A 19,309-nucleotide genomic window follows, 5' to 3' on the forward strand; every position below is an offset into this window, starting at 1 on the left:
CCCCCTCGGCCATTAGGGTGCGGCGGCATCGGGGTGACGGCCCCATCCGGTGCCGGCAGCCCTTCCCCATTCACGGAACGGGTCCGCGGGATGAAGTCCGCCGTCATCGTCTTCCCCGGCTCCAACTGCGACCGCGACGTGGCGGCCGCCCTGGAGCAGGTGTCGGGAAGCAAGCCCCACATGGCTTTCCACAAGGATACGGAACTGCCGGAGGTGGACGTGATCGCCGTCCCCGGCGGGTTCTCCTATGGCGACTACCTGCGCTGCGGCGCCATGGCGGCCCACAGCCCCATCATGGCCGTGGTGCGGGAGCGGGCGGCCAAGGGCGTGCGCGTCATGGGCATCTGCAACGGCTTCCAGATCCTGACGGAGGCCGGGCTGCTGCCGGGTGCGCTGATCCGCAACAAGACCCTGAAATACATCTGCAAGACGGTGGACCTGAAGGTGGAGACCACCGACAGCCCCTTCACTGCCCACTACCAGGCCGGCCAGACCATCCGCATCCCCGTCGGCCACGGCGAGGGCAACTATGTGGCGGATGGGGAGACGCTGAAGCGGCTGGAGGGCGAGGGCCGGGTGGCCTTCCGCTATGTGGGCGCGGCCGGTGCCGCGGACGCGGAGGGCAACCCCAACGGCGCCATGAACAACATCGCCGGCATCCTGAACGAGAAGCGCAACGTGCTGGGCATGATGCCCCACCCGGAACGCGCCTTCGAGCCCCTGCACGGCAACACCGACGGCCGCGCCTTCTTCGACAGCCTGCTGGAGTCCCTGTCGTGAGCAAGACCTGGAAAGAGCCCGAGGTCACCGAGGCCCTGGCGGCCGAGCACGGCATCAAGGCCGACGAGTACCAGCGCCTGCTGGAGATCGTGGGCCGCACCCCGACCTTCACGGAGCTGGGCATCTACTCCGTCATGTGGTCGGAGCACTGCTCCTACAAGTCGTCCAAGGTCTGGCTGCGCAAGTTCCCCACCACGGGCCCGCACGTGATCTGCGGCCCGGGCGAGAATGCGGGCGTGATCGACATCGGCGACGGGCTGGCCGCCATCTTCAAGATGGAGAGCCATAACCACCCCAGCTACATCGAGCCGTTCCAGGGGGCCGCCACCGGCGTGGGCGGCATCCTGCGCGATGTGTTCACCATGGGCGCCCGCCCCATCGCCAACCTGAACGCCCTGCGCTTCGGGGAGCCGTCGCACCCCAAGACCAAGCAGCTCATCGCCGGTGTTGTCTCCGGCATCGGGCACTATGGCAACTGCGTAGGTGTGCCGACCGTGGGCGGGGAGACGAACTTCCACAAGGCCTACAACGGCAACTGCCTGGTCAACGCCATGACCGTGGGCATCGCCGCCCAGGACAAGATCTTCTATTCCAAGGCCGCGGGCGTCGGGAACCCGGTGGTCTATGTGGGCTCCAAGACCGGGCGCGACGGCATCCACGGCGCCACCATGTCCTCGGCCGAGTTCAACGAGGACAGCGAGAGCAAGCGCCCCACGGTGCAGGTGGGCGACCCCTTCACCGAGAAGCTGCTGATCGAGGCCTGCCTGGAGCTGATGGCCACCGACGCCATCCAGTCCATCCAGGACATGGGCGCCGCCGGCCTCACCTCCTCCTCCGTGGAGATGGCGGGCAAGGGCGGCCTTGGCATCGAGCTGAACCTGGAGAAGGTGCCCCAGCGCGAGCCGGGCATGACGCCGTACGAGATCATGCTGTCCGAGTCCCAGGAGCGCATGCTGATCATCCTGAAGCCCGGCAGCGAGGACCTCGCCCGCTCCATCATGGAGAAGTGGGAGCTGGATTTCGCCGTCATCGGCCACCTGACGGACACGGGCCGCTTCGTGCTGAAGATGCACGGGGAGACCTATTGCGACCTGGCCCTCGCCCCCCTATTCGACGCGGCGCCCCTGTACCACCGCCCCACCGAGCCGACCCCGGCCAAGCCGGACCTGGAGGATGGGGTGCGGGTGCTGAAGGGCAGTGCCGCCGACGCGCTGAAGACCCTGGTCGCCTGCCCCGACCTGGCCAGCAAGCGCTGGATCTGGGAGCAGTATGACAGCCAGGTGGGCGCCAGCACCAAGTTCCTGTCCGGCCAGGCCGACGCGGCCGTGGTGCGGGTGCACGGCACGAAGAAGGGCTTGGCCCTCACGTCCGACGTGACGCCGCGCTATTGCTATGCCGACCCCTACCGCGGCGGCATGCAGGCGGTGGCGGAGAGCTACCGCAACATCAGCGCCGTGGGCGCCACGCCGCTGGCCATCACCGACAACATGAACTTCGGCAACCCCGAGAAGCCGCGGATCATGGGCCAGTTCGCGCAGTGCGTCGAAGGCATGGCGGAAGCCTGCCGCGCCCTGGATTACCCGGTCGTGTCCGGCAACGTGTCGCTCTACAACGAGACCAACGGCGAGGCCATCCTGCCCACCCCCACCGTGGGCGGCGTGGGGCTGATGGCGGACGGGATGGCGGCCGTGGGGCTGGCCCTGCGCACCGCCGGCGACGTGCTGGTGCTGCTGGGCGAAACCCGGGGGCATCTGGGCCAGAGCCTGTACCTGCGCGAGGTGCTGGGCCGGGAGGACGGGCCGCCGCCGCCGGTGGACCTTGCGGCCGAGCGCAAGCATGGCGAGTTCGTCCGCGCCCTGGTGGCCGACGGGCTGCTGACCGCCAGCCACGATTTGTCCGACGGCGGCCTGTTGGTGGCGGTGGCGGAGATGGCCATGGCCGGCGGCATCGGCGCTGCGCTGGAGCTGGGCGATGCCGACGCGGGCTTCCTGTTCGGGGAGGACCAGGGCCGCTACCTGCTGGCGGTGCCGGCGGCGCAGGCGGACGCGGTGCTGTCCCGCGCCACGGCAGCGGGGGTGCCGGCCCGGAAGATCGGGACCGTGGGCGGGGACGCGTTGAACGGCTTGCCGGGCGGGGCCATCTCCATCGCCAGCCTGAAGCAGGCCAACGAGGCGTGGCTGCCGCAGTTCATGGCAGGCACAGCGCATTGATTCGTGCGCCCTCAGGCGCCGGGCGCCCGCATCCGCGGGCTTGGCTTTCGCGGGCACGCGCCCGCGGGCCGGCAGTCGCCGGCCTCCGGGGGCATCAAGAGTTGATGCCCTCGGCCAGCAGGAAAGGGGACCGACGATGGCGATGGAAGCGGGCGAGATCGAGCGGATGATCCGTGAGGCCCTGCCGGACGCGGTGGTGCGCATCGACGACCTTCGGGGCGACGGTGACCATTACGCGGCCTATGTGGAGTCCGCCACCTTCAAGGGGAAGACCCGCGTGGCCCAGCACCAGCTGGTGTACGCCGCCCTGAAGGGCCGCATGGGCAACGAGCTGCACGCCCTGGCCCTGACGACGGCCGTGCCGAAAGACGCGTGAGCCGCGCCGGGGGGCTGGCTTGCAGGGGCCGGGCCTTCACGGCCTTGTCTGCCATCCCCACCTGTTCCATCATCCTGGCCGAGATAGGGGCCAGTCGTCCGGCAGGCCCGGACGCACCAAGGGGTCGAGAGCAATGAGCAACCCGGTTTTCGAGCGCATCCAGCAGGACATCCAGGACAACGACGTCGTCCTCTACATGAAGGGCACGCCGGTGTTCCCGCAGTGCGGCTTCTCCGCCGCCGTGGTCCAGGTGCTGAGCCACATGGGCGTGAAGTTCAAGGGCATCGACATCCTGGTCGACCCCGCCCTGCGCCAGGGCATCAAGGACTTCTCCCAGTGGCCGACCATCCCCCAGCTTTATGTGAAGGGGGAGTTCGTCGGCGGCTGCGACATCGTCCGCGACATGTATGAGACCGGCGAGTTGCAGACCCTGCTGAAGGACAAGGGCATCGCCTACGAGGCCGCCTGAGCTTTCAGGGTTCCAGTGTGAGTACGGCGGGCCGCCCTGGCGACGGGGCGGCCCAGTTCGTATCGGCTTCGTATCGATTGCGCGCGGGGTGTGCGGGGGCTAAGCCTACGCCAAACCCACCTGGATTGGCATGGCCCCGATGCGCCTTGTCTTCGCGCCGTTTCTTCTCACGATGGGCATCCTGGCCGGCACCGTGGGGGCTTCCCCGGGACAAGGCGGGTCGCAAAGGCCATTCGATTACCTGCAGGGCTTGGCAGATGCCGAAGCAGCCCTGTCCATGACGACAGAGTCCATGGCGGTCGGGGTTGAAGCCGTGCTGGGGAAGGAAGCGGTTCTCCTCTCGCAACTCGCCATGAACCTGTCCTATGTCGGCCGCCATGATGAGGCGATCAGCGTGTTCAACCGGGGCCGGGATGCCCCACCTCCGGAAAGTGATGAGGACGCCGCACAGGCAACAGCCGCCTTGCCGGCCCTTGATGGGATCGCGCGGGCTGCCCAGGGGCGCCGCGTCGTCTTCATCAATGAGGCCCACCACGTGCCCATGCACCGGGCCTTCACCCTCCGGCTGCTGGTCAGCCTGCGGCAGGCGGGATTTACCCACTTCGCCGCGGAAGCCTTCCCGACCATTGCTGGCGGGTCCGAATGGCGGGACGCCGCCCCGGTTCGCAGCCCTTACGGCGTCCTGACGGATGAGCCGATCTATGCGGACCTGATCCGGACAGCCGTCGGCCTGGGCTATAAGCTGGTCACCTATGATGCTGCGCCGGATTGCGAGATCACGGCGGAGACGCGGGAAAAGTGCATTGACCAGCGGGAAAGGGCGGCTGCCGAAAAGCTGGTGCGCGGCATCGAAACGGAGCCCAATTCCAAGGTCCTGGTCCATGTCGGGTTTGGACATGGGGCCAAGGTGACTGGGCCTGGATACAAGTCCCTGGGCCAGTACGTCGCCGAGTTGACAGGGTCAGACCCGCTTTCCGTGGATCAAGTCTCCTTCTCCCCCCAGGACCGACGCGACCTGGAGACGCCCGGCTATACGACATTGCTCAGGCTCTCGGGCCAGACCGAGCCTTTCGTCCCGGTGAAAGGCGACGGGACAATCTGGCGGCAGGCAGGGCCGGGAACAGACATCCAGGTCGTCCACCCCCGCCCCAGGGACCAGTCAGGCCGTCCGGATTGGCTGCGGATGGGGGGATTGCGTGACGACGTGCCCATTCCACCGTGGATGTGTGGTTCCGCCCGGCCGTGCCTGGTCCAGGCCTTCGCAGCCAAGGAGGACCCCGAGAGGTTTGTCCCCGTGGACCAGGTGCTGGTGAGGCAGGGTGAGAGGATGCCGGTCCTGGTCCTGCCACAGGGCGAGCACCTGATCGTGGCCCGCGGGCCCAGGGGTGTGTTGAACACCTCCCGGGATCGGCCCCAGCAGCAGGGCCCCACAGGGGACCAACGCTGACAGGCCCTGTTGTCCCGGCTCCCCACGCGTTGCCTGGAGCCACCCCATGGCCCTGCCCCTGGACCTGCCTGCCCCCGCCCCGAAGCTCTGGATGCCCAAGCGGGTGCTGGTGACCAAGTCCGCGCTGGGGTGGGAGCACGGGCAGCGGATGGTGGCGCGGATGCGCGGGCTGGGGCTGGCGGTGTCGGAGCTGAACGGGGACCGGCTGACGGGGCTGAACAATGACGACCCGCGCCGGGCCTATATTGACGCGAAGAACACCCTGGCCGTGGTGGTGGCCCCGCCGGGGAAGATGCGGTTGCAGCCGATCCCGCCCAGCGCGGATTGGCGGGTGGACCTGGCGGAGGGGTGCCCGGCGCACTGCCAGTACTGCTACCTCGCCGGCTCCCTGGGCGGGCCGCCGGTCACCCGGGCCTATGCCAACCTGCCGGACATATTGGGCAACCTGCGCGCCTACCTGGGCAAGGGCAACGTGACCAGCAAGGCGGGGGAGCGGCAGGCGGAGGGGACGACGTTCGAGGCCTCCTGCTACACCGACCCGCTGGGGATCGAGCACCTGACGGGTTCGCTGTCCGAGTTCATCCGCTTCTTCGGGGCGTGGGAAGAGGCGGTGCAGCTGCGCTTCACCACCAAGTTCGACGATGTGGGCCCCCTGTTGGGCCTGCCCCACCGGCGGCGCACCCGGGTGCGGTTCAGCGTCAACGCCGCCCCCCTGGCCCGCAAGTTCGAGGGCGGCACGGCGCCTTTGCCCGCCCGGCTGGACGCCATGCGACGCATGGCCCTCGCCGGCTATCCCGTCGGCCTGACCATCGCCCCGATCATGCCCATGGAGGGCTGGGAGGAGGCCTATGGCGCGCTGCTGGATGACGTGGCCGCCCGGCTGGCCCCCGTGCCGGGCCTGGATTTGTCGGTGGAGTTGATCACCCACCGCTTCACCCCCGGCAGCAAGGAGGTGCTGACGGGCTGGTACCCCGCCAGCAAGCTGGAGATGGACGAGGAGCAGCGCGCCAGGAAGATGACCAAGTTCCGCTCGGTCAAATACGTCTACCTGCCCGCCCAGATGAAGCGGATGAAGGTCTGGTTCGAGGACGCGGTGCCCCGGGCCTTGCCGGGGGCGCGCATCCTGTATTGGACGTGAGGGTTCACGACCCCTTCAGGAACGCCCCCAGCTCCTTCCGGAACGCCTCCGGCTGGTCGAACATGATGAAGTGCAGGCTGTTCGGGATGTGCTTGAGCTGGGCCTGGGGGGCGGTGGCGTAGGAGAGCTTGTAGACCATGCCCAGCTGCTCCTCCGTCAGCGGCACGGTGGGCGGGCGGACCCAGAGGACGGTCAGGGGGGCCTTCAGGTCCTTCAGGGCCGGGCGCAGGTCGGTGGTGATCAGCTCGTACAGCGCCTGGCCGGACAGGGCCGGGTCGGTGGCCAGGGTGTGGGCGATGGGGGCGGCGCGCAGCTCGGGCGAGGTCACCATGGTAGCCATGGTCGCCTCCACCACCTTGCGGCGGTCGTCCCCGCTGGACGCGGCGGTCTTGGCGCGGAGTTGGGCGGCCACGGGTTCCACGCTCTGGGCCGTGGTGCCGGGCGGGCCGAACAGCACGCCCAGGAAGGGCAGCATGTCCACCACCATCACCTTGCCCGCCGACTCCGGCTTGCGGGTGGCGACCAGCATGGCCAGGGTACCGCCCAGGGAGTGGCCGACCAGGGCCGGCTGCTTCAGGCCCGCAGTGGAGACGTATCGCGCGATCTCATCCGCCACGGGGGTCAGCAAGGGGCCCGTGGCGCTGTTGGCCCCGGCAGGCTTGCCGGCGAAGCCCGCCACATGGACCAGGTGGTAGCGGTAGCCCGGCAGGGCGGCCACCGTGCTCTCCCACACCTCCGGCGACGAGGCCGTGCCGGGGATCAACACCACGTCCGGGCCGGTGCCGCGCACATCCACGCTGATGCGGTCGCTTTTGAACTCCGCCGGCTTGGCGAGGGTGGCGGGGGCCCAGAGCAGGGCCAGGGACGCCAGCAGGCGGGACAGGAAACGGACAACCATGGGCCACCCCGAACTTGAAAGGTGGTTCAGGTTCCATATCCGTTGTTGTCTGGTCAAGCACCAGATGGTGAAAAACGAAAAGGGCCGCCCCCGGGGGAGCGGCCCTTCGTCTGTCCCTGAGGGGACCGGAACCTTAGCGGGAGTAGAACTCGACCACCAGGTTCGGCTCCATCTGGGTGGGGTACGGCACGTCGGACAGGGCCGGGGCGCGCAGGAAGGTGCCCTTGAAGTTGCCGGTGTCCACGGTCATGTAATCGGGGAAGTCCCGCTCACCGGACTGGATGGCTTCCATGATCAGGGCGAAGGACTTGGCCTTCTCACGCACCTCGACCACATCGCCGTCCTTGATCATGTAGGACGGGATGTTGACGCGCTTGCCGTTCACCTTGATGTGGCCGTGGTTGATGATCTGGCGCGCGGCGAACGGGGTCGGCGCGAACTTCATGCGGTAGACCACGGCGTCCAGGCGGCGCTCCAGCAGCTGGATCAGGTTCTCGCCGCTGTCGCCCTTGCGGCGCACGGCCTCCTGGTACAGGCGGCGGAACTGCTTCTCACCGATGTTGCCGTAGTAGCCCTTCAGCTTCTGCTTGGCCATCAGCTGCAGGCCGAAGTCGGACGGCTTCTTGCGGCGCTGGCCGTGCTGGCCGGGGCCGTACTCGCGCTTGTTGATGGGGGACTTGGCCCGGCCCCAGAGGTTGACGCCAAGGCGGCGGTCGATCTTGTACTTGGCCTGGATACGCTTGCTCATCGCTGCTCCACCAGCCGCCGGGGGCGGCCGTTTCTGATGGGGGCCGCCATTCGGCTGGCCCTTGTTGTCCCGGTAGTTCCCACGCGTGATGCCCTGTCCCCCGTAGGGTAAAAGGCAAAACCGGGGACGGGACGCCACCGAACGCCGCGCCCGCCTTCCCAGGAATGAGGGCGGCACTATACGGATCGGCGCGGCCGAGTCAAACCCTGCGCGCCCGGCCCGCGCTGTGGGGCGGCCATGCGCCAGGTAGCTACCCTAAAGATTACCCCTTCCGTCTAGGTGGTCTGCTGACGCACACTCGCACCGGTCGCAACGGACCTATGCACAAGCGGGAGGGGGTTGGGGATGTCGGTGGATTTGTCGAAGATCATCGACGTGGCGTTGGGGCTGGTCCTGGTCTATCTGGTCCTGAGCATCGTCGTCACCGCCATCACGGAAAGCATTGCCGCCGCGTTCAAGCTGCGGGCCGGGGTGCTGCGCACGGCGTTGGCCTGGCTGCTGCGGACGGAGCTGAAGGCCGGCAGCGGGGCCGCGCCGAACCAGGGCAATTATGCCGGCTTGGCCGACCAGGTGCTGGCCCACCCCCTCATCAACAACCTGGCCCAGGGCAGCGACACGCCCAGCGCCATCCCCAGCCGGGTCTTCGCCATCAGCCTGCTGGACGTGCTTCACGGAGCCCAGGCGGGGGCCGAAGGGGCGACCAGGCCGCCAGGGGACCCCGCCTTCACCTTTGCCGACGCGCAGGAGCTGGTGTCAAAGCTGCCGGATGGGGAGTTGCGGAAGAGCCTGGGCCTGGTCCTGGCCGATGCCCAGCGCCGGGCCATCGCGGCGGAGGACGCCATCGCCGCCTGGTACGACCAGATGATGGACCGGGTGGGCGGCTGGTACAAACGCAAGGTCCACGTCATCAACCTGACCGCCGGGTTCGTCCTGGCCGTGGCGGTGAACGCCAGCACCATCCACATCGTGGAGGACCTCTGGCGGGATGACGTGGCCCGCGAGGTGGCGGTGACCACGGCGCAGCAGACCATCAGCGGCCCCATGGGCGGCAGCCTGTGCGGCAAGGCGGACGCCGTCGCCACGACCGGCGGGCAGGCGCAGACCGATGCCGCCGCTGCGGTCATCCAGTGCCAGACCCAGGCGGCCATATCAGCCTATACCAGCGTCGGCTCCCTGCCCCTGGGCTGGTCCCAGGGGGCGCCTGGGGACGCGACGGGATGGGTGACCCTCGTGCTGGGCTGGCTGATCACCGGCTTCGCCCTGTCCCTGGGCGCGCCCTTCTGGTTCGACCTGTTGCAGAAGGTGGTGAAGATCCGCACCTCCATCACCGGCACGACCAACAGCCAGCCGCAGGGCGGGACCCTGCCGACACCGGTGGGCCCGACCTTGGCCATGGCGTCAACCCCCTGCGCCGCCGCTGCCATCCCCTGCCCGCCCTCGGCCCCCGCGGCAGTGGTGGACGGCACCCCCCTGCCCGACGCCCAGCCGGCCCCCTGCGCGCCGCAGCCGGTGCAGCAGCAGCAGCAGGGCTGAGGGACGGGTCAGCGTCCTTTCCCAATGCGAAAGCTCGCCTGAATCAGGTCGAACGGAGCCGCACCGTCCCCTCTCCCGGCGGGAGAGGGACAGGGTGAGGGGTGGTGCGAGCAGGACAGCAGGACCCTGTACGCAGGTTCCCCTTTCCGGAGACAGCCCAACCCCTCTCCCTGTCCCTCCCCCACTGGGGGAGGGGACGCTAGGGGCACCGTTCGGCTTGGTGATATCGGGGTGCCTGAACCCTTAAGCGCCCGGGGTGCGCTGCTTCTTGCGGCCCACCAGGGCGGCGATCAGGCCGTGGAAGGTGCGGATTTCCTGTTCGGTCAGGTGCGCCCGCTGAAGCGTGTTGCGCACGTTGCGGATCATGGAGGGGCGCTTGTCCGGGTGGGTGTAGAAGCCGGTCTGGTCCAGTTCCCCCTCCAGATGGACGAAGAGGTTGTGCAGCTCTTCCTTCGTGGCCGGGCGGCTGGCGCCGGTATGGGTGTAGCGGGGTTCCGTCTCCCCCGCCTCCCCCGCCATCCACCACTCATAGGCCACCAGCAGCACCGCCTGGGCGAGGTTGAGGGAGGAGAAGCCGGGGTTCAGCGGCACGGAGATCATGGTGTCGCTGAGGGTAATGTCGTCATTGTTCAAGCCCGTGCGCTCCGGCCCGAACATCAGGCCGACGCGGCGGCCCGCCTCCATGTGGGCACGCACCTCGGCCGCCGCCTCCCGCGGGGTGACGATGTCCTTGACCAGGTCGCGCACCCGGGCAGCGGTCGAATAGATTTTCTGAAGGTCGGATATCGCCGCCTCCGTCGTGTCGAAGACCTTCACCCCGTCCAGCACGGCGGTGGCGCCGGCGCTGGCGGAGACGGCCTTCTCGTTCGGCCAGCCGTCGCGGGGCGCCACCAGGCGCAGCTCTGTGAGGCCGCAGTTCAGCATGGCCCGGGCGCAGGCGCCGATATTCTCCCCCATCTGGGGCTGGATCAGGATCACCACCGGCCCGCCGGCGGCGATGCCCGCCGCATCCGCCTTGGCCAGTTCGCGACGGTTGGTGCCGCTGGACATGCTCTGACGACTCTCCCGCTGGGCGGCGGGTAAGGGTCAGGCCGCCGCCGTGCGGCTGTCGATACGCGCCCCGGCCCGGAACAGGCAATAGGTAATGCTGTCCGACAGGGCGTTGAAGCTGGCGTCGATGACGTTGGCGGAGACGCCGACCGTGGTCCAGCGATGGCCCGTGGCATCCGCGCTCTCAATCATCACCCGGGTCACGGCCTTGGTGCCGTCCTGGGGGGTGAGGATGCGGACCTTGTAGTCCACCAGCCGCATGCCCTCCAGCGCCGGGTAGGCGGGGATCAGGGCCTTGCGCAGGGCTTGGTCCAGGGCGTTCACGGGGCCGTTGCCCTCCGCCACGGTCATCAGGCTTTCGCCCGCCACCTCCAGCTTGGTGGTGGCCTCCGACATGGTGACCAACTCGCCGCGGGCGTTCCAGCGCCGCTCATCCAGCACGCGGAAGCTGGTCAGGTGGAAATAGTCCGGTACCTCCCCCAACGCGCGGCGGGCCAACAGCTCGAACCCGGCTTCCGCCCCGTCATAGGCGTAGCCCTCGAACTCCCGCCTCTTCACCGTGTCCACCAGCTGGCCGATGCGCGGGTCGTCGGGGGACAGGGTGATACCCACCTCCATCAGGCGGGACAGGATGTTGGAGCGGCCAGCCTGGTCCGACACCAGCACATGCCGGCGGTTGCCCACCAGGGCGGGGTCCAAATGCTCATAGCTGCTGGGGTCGCGGGCGACGGCGGAGACGTGCAGCCCGCCCTTGTGGGCGAATGCCGCCTCCCCCACATAGGGCGCGTGGCGGTTGGGGGCGCGGTTCAGCCGCTCATCCAGCAGGCGGGAGGCGTGGACGAGGCGCTTCAGCCCGTCGGGCCCCACGCCCGTCTCATACCCCAGCTTCAGCACCAGGGTGGGCAGCAGGCTGACCAGGTTGGCGTTGCCGCACCGCTCCCCCAGCCCGTTCAGGGTGCCCTGGACCATGCGCGCCCCAGCCCGGACGGCGGCCAGGGAGTTGGCGACCGCGTTCTCCGTGTCGTTGTGGCAGTGGATGCCCAAGTGGCTGCCGGGGATCGACTTGGCGACCGCCGTGACGATGGCCTCCACCTCATGCGGCAGGGTGCCGCCATTGGTGTCGCACAGCACCACCCAGCGGGCACCGGCCTCATAGGCCGCCTTTGCGCAGGCCAGGGTGAAGTCGGGGTTGGCCTTGTAGCCGTCGAAGAAATGCTCCGCGTCGAACAGCGCCTCCCGCCCCCGGGCGACGATGGCGGCGATGCTGTCGCGGATCAGGGACAGGTTCTCCGCCTGGGTGATGCCCAGGGCCATGTCCACGTGGAAGTCCCAGCTCTTCCCCACGATGCAGACGGCGGGGGCGCCGCTGTCCAGCAGGGCGTTCAGGCCGGGGTCATTGGCGGCGCTGCGGCCGGGGCGCCTTGTCATGCCGAAGGCGGTGAAGCGGGCGCGGGACAGGTTGGGCGCGTCGGCGAAGAAGGCGTCGTCCGTGGGGTTCGCGCCGGGCCAGCCGCCCTCGACGTAATCAATGCCCAGGGTGTCCAGCTCCCGCGCGATGGCGGCCTTGTCCGCCACCGTGAAATCCACGCCGGAGGTCTGGGCACCGTCCCGCAGGGTCGTGTCGTACAGGTAAACCCGGTTACTTTCGTTCATGAACGCACACCTTCACGCAACAGCGTTGCGACAATGGCCGAGCGGGCTGGCCGGATCAACCGGCTTGTGGGGTGCGGCCGGGGATGGCCGGGTTGCGGAGGGCTCGGGTCCGGGCCGGATTTTGTAAACGGCATGTGCATTGCGAGGGTGTGTCGCAGAGACCCACCAGCCGCGGGAGGCAACTGCCCGGAAGTATCAGACCCTGCGCCCTGCCCCCACACTCTGCTGCCAGCCTACCCGTGCCACGCCCGTCCCGCGCGCGGCAACAGGATCATTGCATTCCGCATGCATAGTGCAAAAACATTTGCATTTTCTAAGTTTCTGCAAAATGCAAGGACCACCAGATCAAAGCGGCTTTCTTCTAAATTCTTGATTTCCCTAAATTCAGCCGTGCCAACCGGGTTGGCACCGGATCTGCATTACTCCTCGGCATCAAGGCGCAAACGCCAAACCGAACCGATGGAGCCCACGATGTTCAAGTCCTTCGCCACCGCCGCCCTGCTCGCCGCCGCCACCGTCGCCGCCGCGGCCCCCGCCTCCGCCAACACCTCCGGCAACATCCAGCTCAAGGGCTCCGTCACCCAGAGCTGCACCATCCAGGTCCAGGACCTGGGCCAGAGCCTGAACCTGAGCGGTGGTGAGAACCAGAAGACCGTCGGCTCCGTCACCGAGACCTGCAACGCCGGCCAGGGCTACCGGATCACCCTCGCCTCCGCCAACGCTGGCAAGCTGCGCAGTGGCAACAACGCCATCGACTACCAGGTCGCGTATGAGAGCCAGTCCGGCAACCTGGGCGGCCAGATGGTGATCGACCGCGCCACTGCCCAGTTTGGCCGCAAGGCGGACCTGAAGGTCACCATCCCCGCCAGCGCCCAGTACATCGCCGGCGAATACGCCGACACCGTCACCGTGACCATCGCCGCGAAGTAAGCGCAGGCAAGGCACGGAACCCCCGCCGGGAGCCCTCCCGGCGGGGGTTTCGCGCTTCCGGCCCCTGCGACCATTCTGCCCAAGGAAACGGACCGGCCAGGGCCGTACCGCAACAATCCTGACATGCCGATGAAACGCCGCCGTCACGCGGCGGCTGTATCAGCCTACCCCGAAAGAATAGCCTCACGAAGGATCGGGGAAATCACCATGGCATCATCGTTCCGCGGCCTGTTGCTGGCGACCGCGCTGTCCACCCTGGCCCTGCCGGTGCTGGCCCAGTCCACCACCACCCTGAACGGCACCACCTTCACCAACCAGGGCCTGCAGGGCGTGGGCCGGATGGCCGCCAACCTGAAGGACAAGTTCGGGGAGACCTTCGGGTCCATCTCCGGCATGCAGATCGACCTGCGGACCTGGACCCGGCGGGCCGACGGCAGCTATGCCGCCACGCTCTATACCCTGCCGGACCGTGGTTACAACGTGAACGCCACCACCAACTACATCCCGCGCTACAATGTGGTGGACCTGACCTTCGCGCCCTTCACCGGTGCCTCCGCCACGGCCCAGAACCAGATCGGGCTGACCCTGCGGGACACGATCCTGTTCACGGACAATACGGGCACGCCCTTCACCGGCTTCGACCCCGGCACCAACGGTACGGCCCTGACCTATCGCCCGGCGGCGAACGGCCTGCCCAACCTGCCCAAGGCGGGGAATGGTCGGCTGGCCCTGGACCCGGAGGCCATCGTGCGCACCCGGGACGGCAGCCTGTGGGTCAGTGACGAGTACGGTGCCTACATCTACCGGTTCAGCGCGTCCGGCCAGCTTCTGTCCGCCATCCGCCCGCCCGAGGCCCTGATCCCCAAGCGCGCCGGGGTGGACAACTTCGCCGCCGCGGAGGGCACGCCGGCCAACCCGACCACCGGCCGCCAGAACAACCAGGGCTTCGAGGGGCTGAGCCTGTCCGCCGACGGCAAGACCCTGTTCGTGGCCCTGCAATCCGCCGCCTTCCAGGACCTGAACGGGTCCAGCGTCAACACCAGCCGCCGGAACACCAGGCTGCTGTCCTATGACGTGAGCAACCCCAGCAGCCCGGTGCTGAAGGGCGAGTGGGTGATCCAGCTGCCCCAGTACAACAACAACGGCAACCCCGCCGGCCCCCTGAACCGTGTGGCGGCGCAGAGCGAGCTGCTGGCCCTGAACAATTCCCAGTTCCTGCTGCTGTCCCGCGACGGCAACGGCTATGGCAGCGGCGCCACCCCGAACAGCAGCCCCACCAGCTTCTACCGCCGCATCGACCTGATCGACATCAGCGGCGCCACCAACATCGCCGGCACGGCCTATGACACGCCGGGCACGCCCATCGCCCCCAATGGCGTGCTGGCGGCCAGCATCACCCCGGTGCAGTTCGCCAGCTTCGTGGACATGAACGATGCGGCCCAGCTGGCCAAGTTCGGCCTGGTCAACGGTGCCGCCAACAACCCCAACTGCCGCACCCAGTGCCTGTCGGAAAAGTGGGAGGCGCTGACCCTGGCCCCGGCCCTGGACGCGGCGCGGCCGGACGACTTCTTCCTGTTCGTGGGCAACGACAACGACTTCGTGACCCAGGACGGCTTCCAGGCCGGCGCCGCCTATCGGGACGCGTCGGGTGTCGAGAACGACACCATGCTGCTGGCCTACCGGCTGACCCTGCCCACCTATGTGGACCCGCTGGCCAGCGAGAGCCAGCAACTGACCGGCGGCCTGCTGGGCCAGGCGCTGATGGAGACGGGCCTGTCCAGCCAGCGCGCGGCGGCGGCCGACCAGACCGGCCGCACCCAGGCCATCCGTGGCGGCTTCGCGGGCAACCGCAAGCAGGGGAGCTTCGACCTGGCCGCCGGGGGCGACTGGGCCAGCGCGGACCGTAGCGACTCCGCCAGCCGCCTGTCCAAGCCGGAGGGGTGGAGCCTGGGCGCGGGGGCCGATTATGCCGTCACCGACACGCTGCGGGTCGGCGTCGGTTTCGGCTATGCCGACATGGATGGTGACTTCGGCGATCTGGGCGAGGCGCGGGGCAAGAGCTGGGGCGTGGGCCCCTATGCCACCCTGGCCCTGCCGGGCGGCTTCTACGCCGATGTCAGCTATCGCTATGTGGACGTGAAGCTGGACGGCATCCGCCGCAACAGCTTTGCCTATGGCCTGACCGCCACGGGTGAGACGGAGGGCACCGGCCATTCCGTCGCGGTGGAGCTGGGCAGCGTGCTGGAGTCGGGTGGCTGGCGCTTCGGCCCGGTGCTGGGCGTGAAATACGACCGGCTGAAGCTGGACGCCTGGAACGAGGGCAGTGCCATCCACCTGAACCTGGACCATCCCGGCCAGACGGTGAAGCAGACCACCCTGAACCTGGGCGGCCACCTGTCGACCAGCGTCGATCTGGGCGGTGGCATGGCCCTGGTGCCGGAATTGCGCGCCGGCTACCAGGCCGACGTGTCGAAGGATGACACCCGGTCCTACACCACCGTCCTGTCCACCCGCCGCACCAGCCCGCTGGGCAGCCAGACCGCCCTGTTGGCGGCGCCGGACGACAGCGGCTGGCGCGTGGGCGCCGGCCTGGGCCTGGCGGTCAGCCAGGGCGTGACCCTGCTGGTGAACGGGGAGACCCTGTTCGCCCGCGGCGACGACCCGGACCTGGCCGTGGGCGCCGCCCTGCGGGTCGGGTTCTGACAGGGCTGAAAGGCAAGACCCCCGCCGGGAGCGGCGGGGGTCTTCGTTTGTAGGTCGGATTAGCGAAGCGTAATCCGACGCAACCGCGGCCCTTGGACCGTCGGATTACGGCGCGTCCGCGCCTAATCCGACCTACGGTCAGTCCTGGAACTTGTTGTCCTTCGGGAAGCCGTTGGGGGCCATCTTGCCAGGGGTGCCGCGGTCGGCGATCCAGGCGTTCAGTTCCGGCTGGGCCACCGTGCGGGTCTTGCCAGCCGTGCCGCCCATGGTCCAGGAGATGCCGTCGGCCAGCTTGAAGACCATCAGGTCGGACAGGCTGGCGTCCTTGTATTTCTGGAGCGCCACACCCTTGCCGCGGGCCATGACGGGGAGCTGTTCCAGCGGGAAGACCAGGAGCTTGCGGTTGTTGCCGATGACGGCCACCGTGTCGCCCTCCACCGGTATGGCCAGCATGGCCCTGGAGCCCTCATCGCCCACGTTCAGCACCTGCTTGCCGGCGCGGGTCTGGGCCACGACCTCGTCCGCCTCCACCTGGAAGCCGCGGCCGTCGGTGGCGGCGACTATCAGCTTCTGGCCCGGGCGGTGGCGCAGCACATGGATGATCTCGGCGTCGGCCAGGTCCACCATCAGCCGTACCGGTTCCCCGAAGCCGCGGCCGCGGGGCAGCTTGTCGGCGGACAGGGTGTAGAACTTGCCCGTGCTGGCGAAGAGCAGGATCTTGTCCGTCGTCTCCGCATGCAGGACGAACTTCTCCTTGTCGCCCTCCTTGTACTTGGCCTCCGCGGCCTCGGCCGGGGTCAGGTGCTTGGAGACGGCGCGGATCCAGCCCTTTTCCGACAGGAACACGGTGATCGGCTCCCGCTCGATCAGGGCCTCCACCGGCACGGCGATGTCGGCCGGGGCGTCCGCGATCTCCGTCCGGCGCTCCCCCAACGCGGTAGAGCGGCCGAACTTCTTGTCCATCTCCGCCACTTCCTTGGAGATGGACTTCCAGCGCTTGCGCTCATCCTCCAGCAGGGCTTGCAGGCCCTCCCGCTCCTTGGTCAGGGCATCGTGCTCCTTCTTGATCTCGAATTCCTCGAGCTTGCGCAAGGAGCGCAGGCGCATGTTCAGGATGGCCTCGGCCTGCACGTCGGTCAGGCCGAAGCGGGCCATCATCTCCTTCTTCGGCTCATCCTCCTCGCGGATGATCCGGATCACCTCATCGATGTTCAGGTAGGCGATCAGGTAACCCGCCAGCACCTCCAGCCGATGGTCGATCTGGGCCAGCCGGTGGCGGGAGCGGCGGATCAGCACCTCCTGCCGGTGGTCCAGGAAGGCGCGCAGCACCTCGTGCAGGGTCATGACGCGCGGCACCAGGCCGCCATCCAGCACGTTCATGTTCAGGCTGAAGCGGGTCTCCAGGTCCGTGTTGCGGAACACCTGTTCCATCATCACGGCCGGGTCCACGTTCCGGCTCTTCGGCACGATGACCAGCCGGACGTCTTCCGCCGATTCCTCCTTGATGTCTTCCACCAGCGGCAGCTTCCGCTCCGCCAGCAGGTCGGCCATCTTCTCGATCAGCTTGGACTTGCCGACTTGGTATGGGATCTCCGTGACCACCACCTGCCAGGTGCCCTGCCCCAGCGGCTCCTTGTGCCACTTGGCGCGCAGGCGGAAGGAGCCACGGCCGGTGCGGTAGGATTCGCGGATGACATCCTTGCTCTCCACCAGCACGCCGCCAGTGGGGAAGTCGGGGCCTGGGATCCACTGTACCAGCTCGTCCACCGTCACCGGCCGGCGTTTCTCCGGGACGGGCAGCAGTTCCCGCTCGATGATCAGGTTCAGGGCACCGCAGATCTCCCCCACATTGTGGGGCGGGATGCTGGTGGCCATGCCCACGGCGATGCCGGCAGAGCCATTGGCCAGCAGGTTCGGGAAGGCCGCCGGCAGGACGACCGGCTCCTCCTGCTCCCCGTCATAGGTGGGGCGGAAATCCACCGCGTCGTCGTCGATGCCGGAGAGCATGGCCTTCGCCACCTCCGTCATCTTGGCCTCGGTGTAGCGCATCGCCGCCGGGTTATCGCCGTCGATGTTGCCGAAGTTGCCCTGCCCCTCCACCAGCGGATACCGGGCGGCGAAGTCTTGGGCCAGGCGCACCAGCGCGTCATAGACGGACTGGTCGCCGTGGGGGTGGAACTTGCCGATCACGTCACCCACCACGCGGGCGCATTTCTTGGGCGGCGTGCTGGGGTCCAGCTTCAGCTGGCTCATGGCGAACAGCAGCCGCCTGTGCACCGGCTTCAACCCGTCGCGCACGTCCGGCAGCGAGCGGGAGACGATGGTGGACAGGGCGTAGGACAGGTACCGCTCGCCCAGGGCTTCGGCGAGGCGCTTGTCCAGGATCTCGAGTGCGGCGTCAGTCATGCCGGGTTTGTACCAGATGTGGTGTGCGTGCGGGTATAGCGTTCTACGAATCGCGTGCGGGCCGGCGGCATCTCCGCATGCCGTTGGGCGAAGACGTGGCGGTCCAGGAAATGCCCGGTCAGGGCCAGGCCTTGCGCCACCTCCCGCGCACCGCCAGCCGACTGCCCCACCAGGAAGCCGGGCAGGGCCAGGAGCTTGTCCTTGAAGGGTTCACCGGCCGTCAGGCTGACGGCGCGGCCGGTGCGGGGGCTGACATAGGCGAGGTAGTCGTTGCCCGACGGGGGCTGGCCGGTGCTGGCGCAGACCGACAGGTCCAGGCCGAACCCGGCCTCCTCCAGCAGGCCCAGCTCCCACCGCACATAGACCTCCCCCAAAAGTCGGTGGGCAGGCTGCGCAGCAGGGAGGAGGTGGCGTCATACAAGGCGGGGTGCGGTTCCCGCTCCGGCAGGATGGCGTCAACCAGGGCGCAAGCCGCGGACAGGGCGGCCAAACGGGTTGGGTCGTCCATCACGGCGGCGGCGTGGGCCTTCGCCATCTCCAGCGCGTAATGGCCGAGCTGGTCGGAAAGGCGGGCCTTCCAGGAGGCCTGGAGCAGGTTGCCGGGCTGGAGCAGCGGGCGCTGCCGCGACCCCTGCCCGCCATGCACAAGCCCGACATGGCGGCCATGGCCGCGGGTCAGCAGCACGGCCAGAGCCGCCGTTTCCCCATGGGGCTTGGCGGAGAGGAGGATGCCCTCATCGACCCAGCCTTCCATGTGCAGCGCCCTCCACCGTTCCCGGCCCTTATATGGGAACGATAGTAGAACAGAGCAACCGTGGGGGCCAGCGTGATGGTGGGCGGCGTCTTCAGTTGAGCTCGTTGCCAGATAGGTCGAACGGCATCGAAGCGTCCCCTCCCCCTGAGGGGGAGGGACAGGGAGAGGGGTTAGGACATTTCCGGAAAGGGAAACCTGCAAATAGGAGTCTGCT

Annotated in this window: 14 protein-coding genes and 1 pseudogene; 9 read left to right on the forward strand and 6 right to left on the reverse strand. The window is 68.3% G+C overall.

Annotated features, from left to right (window positions below; all coding sequences use genetic code 11):
- Window positions 1–90: 90 nt before the first annotated feature.
- From purQ to HHL28_RS08600, 6 genes are all read left to right on the forward strand, one after another.
- Complete coding sequence (gene purQ, locus HHL28_RS08575) at window positions 91–780, forward strand: phosphoribosylformylglycinamidine synthase subunit PurQ (RefSeq protein WP_075768814.1); 690 nt, start codon at window positions 91–93, stop codon at window positions 778–780.
- A complete protein-coding gene (gene purL / locus HHL28_RS08580; protein ID WP_075768813.1) occupies window positions 777–2,990 on the forward strand; it encodes a phosphoribosylformylglycinamidine synthase subunit PurL in 2,214 nt (737 codons plus the stop codon). Before purQ ends, purL begins: the two co-directional genes overlap by 4 nt.
- A 136-nt stretch (window positions 2,991–3,126) precedes the next feature.
- The gene (locus HHL28_RS08585) at window positions 3,127–3,366 is read left to right on the forward strand and encodes a BolA/IbaG family iron-sulfur metabolism protein (protein ID WP_075768812.1); all 240 of its coding nucleotides are present in this window, start codon (window positions 3,127–3,129) and stop codon (window positions 3,364–3,366) included.
- A gap of 133 nt (window positions 3,367–3,499) precedes the next feature.
- Window positions 3,500–3,835 carry a Grx4 family monothiol glutaredoxin gene (gene grxD / locus HHL28_RS08590; protein WP_075768811.1) on the forward strand — a complete coding sequence of 112 codons (336 nt, stop codon included), beginning with the start codon at window positions 3,500–3,502 and terminating at the stop codon, window positions 3,833–3,835.
- A 292-nt stretch (window positions 3,836–4,127) separates the two neighbouring features.
- Window positions 4,128–5,282 (forward strand): hypothetical protein, encoded by a 1,155-nt coding sequence (locus HHL28_RS08595; RefSeq protein ID WP_169654987.1) that lies wholly within the window; start codon window positions 4,128–4,130, stop codon window positions 5,280–5,282.
- Window positions 5,283–5,328: 46 nt separating this feature from the next.
- Window positions 5,329–6,420 (forward strand): spore photoproduct lyase family protein, encoded by a 1,092-nt coding sequence (locus tag HHL28_RS08600; RefSeq protein WP_169654989.1) that lies wholly within the window; start codon window positions 5,329–5,331, stop codon window positions 6,418–6,420.
- A 4-nt stretch (window positions 6,421–6,424) separates the two neighbouring features.
- On the opposite strand, the gene HHL28_RS08605 is transcribed toward HHL28_RS08600, so the two are convergent.
- Complete coding sequence (locus HHL28_RS08605) at window positions 6,425–7,318, reverse strand: alpha/beta fold hydrolase (RefSeq protein WP_075768809.1); 894 nt, start codon at window positions 7,316–7,318, stop codon at window positions 6,425–6,427.
- A 133-nt stretch (window positions 7,319–7,451) separates the two neighbouring features.
- Window positions 7,452–8,066 (reverse strand): 30S ribosomal protein S4, encoded by a 615-nt coding sequence (gene rpsD, locus HHL28_RS08610; protein ID WP_075768808.1) that lies wholly within the window; start codon window positions 8,064–8,066, stop codon window positions 7,452–7,454.
- A 345-nt stretch (window positions 8,067–8,411) separates the two neighbouring features.
- On the opposite strand from rpsD, the gene HHL28_RS08615 reads away from it, so the two are divergent.
- Window positions 8,412–9,599: a hypothetical protein gene (locus tag HHL28_RS08615; RefSeq protein ID WP_075768807.1), complete on the forward strand. Its 1,188-nt coding sequence runs from the start codon at window positions 8,412–8,414 to the stop codon at window positions 9,597–9,599.
- Between the two features lie 243 nt (window positions 9,600–9,842).
- Here HHL28_RS08615 and HHL28_RS08620 read toward each other — a convergent pair whose 3' ends face one another.
- Window positions 9,843–10,649 carry an RNA methyltransferase gene (locus tag HHL28_RS08620; protein ID WP_075768806.1) on the reverse strand — a complete coding sequence of 269 codons (807 nt, stop codon included), beginning with the start codon at window positions 10,647–10,649 and terminating at the stop codon, window positions 9,843–9,845.
- A 36-nt stretch (window positions 10,650–10,685) separates the two neighbouring features.
- A complete protein-coding gene (gene cimA / locus HHL28_RS08625; protein WP_075768805.1) occupies window positions 10,686–12,302 on the reverse strand; it encodes a citramalate synthase in 1,617 nt (538 codons plus the stop codon).
- 471 nt (window positions 12,303–12,773) lie between these two features.
- On the opposite strand from cimA, the gene HHL28_RS08630 reads away from it, so the two are divergent.
- Complete coding sequence (locus HHL28_RS08630) at window positions 12,774–13,232, forward strand: spore coat protein U domain-containing protein (RefSeq protein ID WP_075768804.1); 459 nt, start codon at window positions 12,774–12,776, stop codon at window positions 13,230–13,232.
- Between the two features lie 207 nt (window positions 13,233–13,439).
- Window positions 13,440–15,935, forward strand: a complete 2,496-nt coding sequence (locus HHL28_RS08635; RefSeq protein WP_075768803.1) for an esterase-like activity of phytase family protein — start codon at window positions 13,440–13,442, stop codon at window positions 15,933–15,935.
- A gap of 138 nt (window positions 15,936–16,073) precedes the next feature.
- Here the strand turns inward: HHL28_RS08635 and parC are convergent, their stop codons facing one another.
- Both parC and recO read right to left on the reverse strand, forming a co-directional pair.
- Window positions 16,074–18,341: a DNA topoisomerase IV subunit A gene (gene parC, locus HHL28_RS08640; RefSeq protein WP_075768802.1), complete on the reverse strand. Its 2,268-nt coding sequence runs from the start codon at window positions 18,339–18,341 to the stop codon at window positions 16,074–16,076.
- Window positions 18,338–19,095: pseudogene (recO, locus tag HHL28_RS08645) on the reverse strand (DNA repair protein RecO). Before recO ends, parC begins: the two are co-directional and overlap by 4 nt.
- Window positions 19,096–19,309 lie beyond the last annotated feature (214 nt).

It is taken from the genome of Aerophototrophica crusticola, from assembly GCF_012913305.1.
Lineage (GTDB): Bacteria > Pseudomonadota > Alphaproteobacteria > Azospirillales > Azospirillaceae > Niveispirillum > Niveispirillum crusticola.

Bases quoted from the DNA above. Each gene is read 5' to 3' on its own strand.
- purQ (WP_075768814.1), top strand. From the start codon at position 91: ATGAAGTCCGCCGTCATCGTCTTCCCCGGCTCCAACTGCGACCGCGAC.
- HHL28_RS08585 (WP_075768812.1), top strand. From the start codon at position 3,127: ATGGCGATGGAAGCGGGCGAGATCGAGCGGATGATCCGTGAGGCCCTG.
- grxD (WP_075768811.1), top strand. From the start codon at position 3,500: ATGAGCAACCCGGTTTTCGAGCGCATCCAGCAGGACATCCAGGACAAC.
- HHL28_RS08595 (WP_169654987.1), top strand. From the start codon at position 4,128: ATGGCGGTCGGGGTTGAAGCCGTGCTGGGGAAGGAAGCGGTTCTCCTC.
- HHL28_RS08600 (WP_169654989.1), top strand. From the start codon at position 5,329: ATGGCCCTGCCCCTGGACCTGCCTGCCCCCGCCCCGAAGCTCTGGATG.
- HHL28_RS08605 (WP_075768809.1), bottom strand. From the start codon at position 7,318: ATGGTTGTCCGTTTCCTGTCCCGCCTGCTGGCGTCCCTGGCCCTGCTC.
- rpsD (WP_075768808.1), bottom strand. From the start codon at position 8,066: ATGAGCAAGCGTATCCAGGCCAAGTACAAGATCGACCGCCGCCTTGGC.
- HHL28_RS08615 (WP_075768807.1), top strand. From the start codon at position 8,412: ATGTCGGTGGATTTGTCGAAGATCATCGACGTGGCGTTGGGGCTGGTC.
- HHL28_RS08620 (WP_075768806.1), bottom strand. From the start codon at position 10,649: ATGTCCAGCGGCACCAACCGTCGCGAACTGGCCAAGGCGGATGCGGCG.
- cimA (WP_075768805.1), bottom strand. From the start codon at position 12,302: ATGAACGAAAGTAACCGGGTTTACCTGTACGACACGACCCTGCGGGAC.
- HHL28_RS08630 (WP_075768804.1), top strand. From the start codon at position 12,774: ATGTTCAAGTCCTTCGCCACCGCCGCCCTGCTCGCCGCCGCCACCGTC.
- HHL28_RS08635 (WP_075768803.1), top strand. From the start codon at position 13,440: ATGGCATCATCGTTCCGCGGCCTGTTGCTGGCGACCGCGCTGTCCACC.
- parC (WP_075768802.1), bottom strand. From the start codon at position 18,341: ATGACTGACGCCGCACTCGAGATCCTGGACAAGCGCCTCGCCGAAGCC.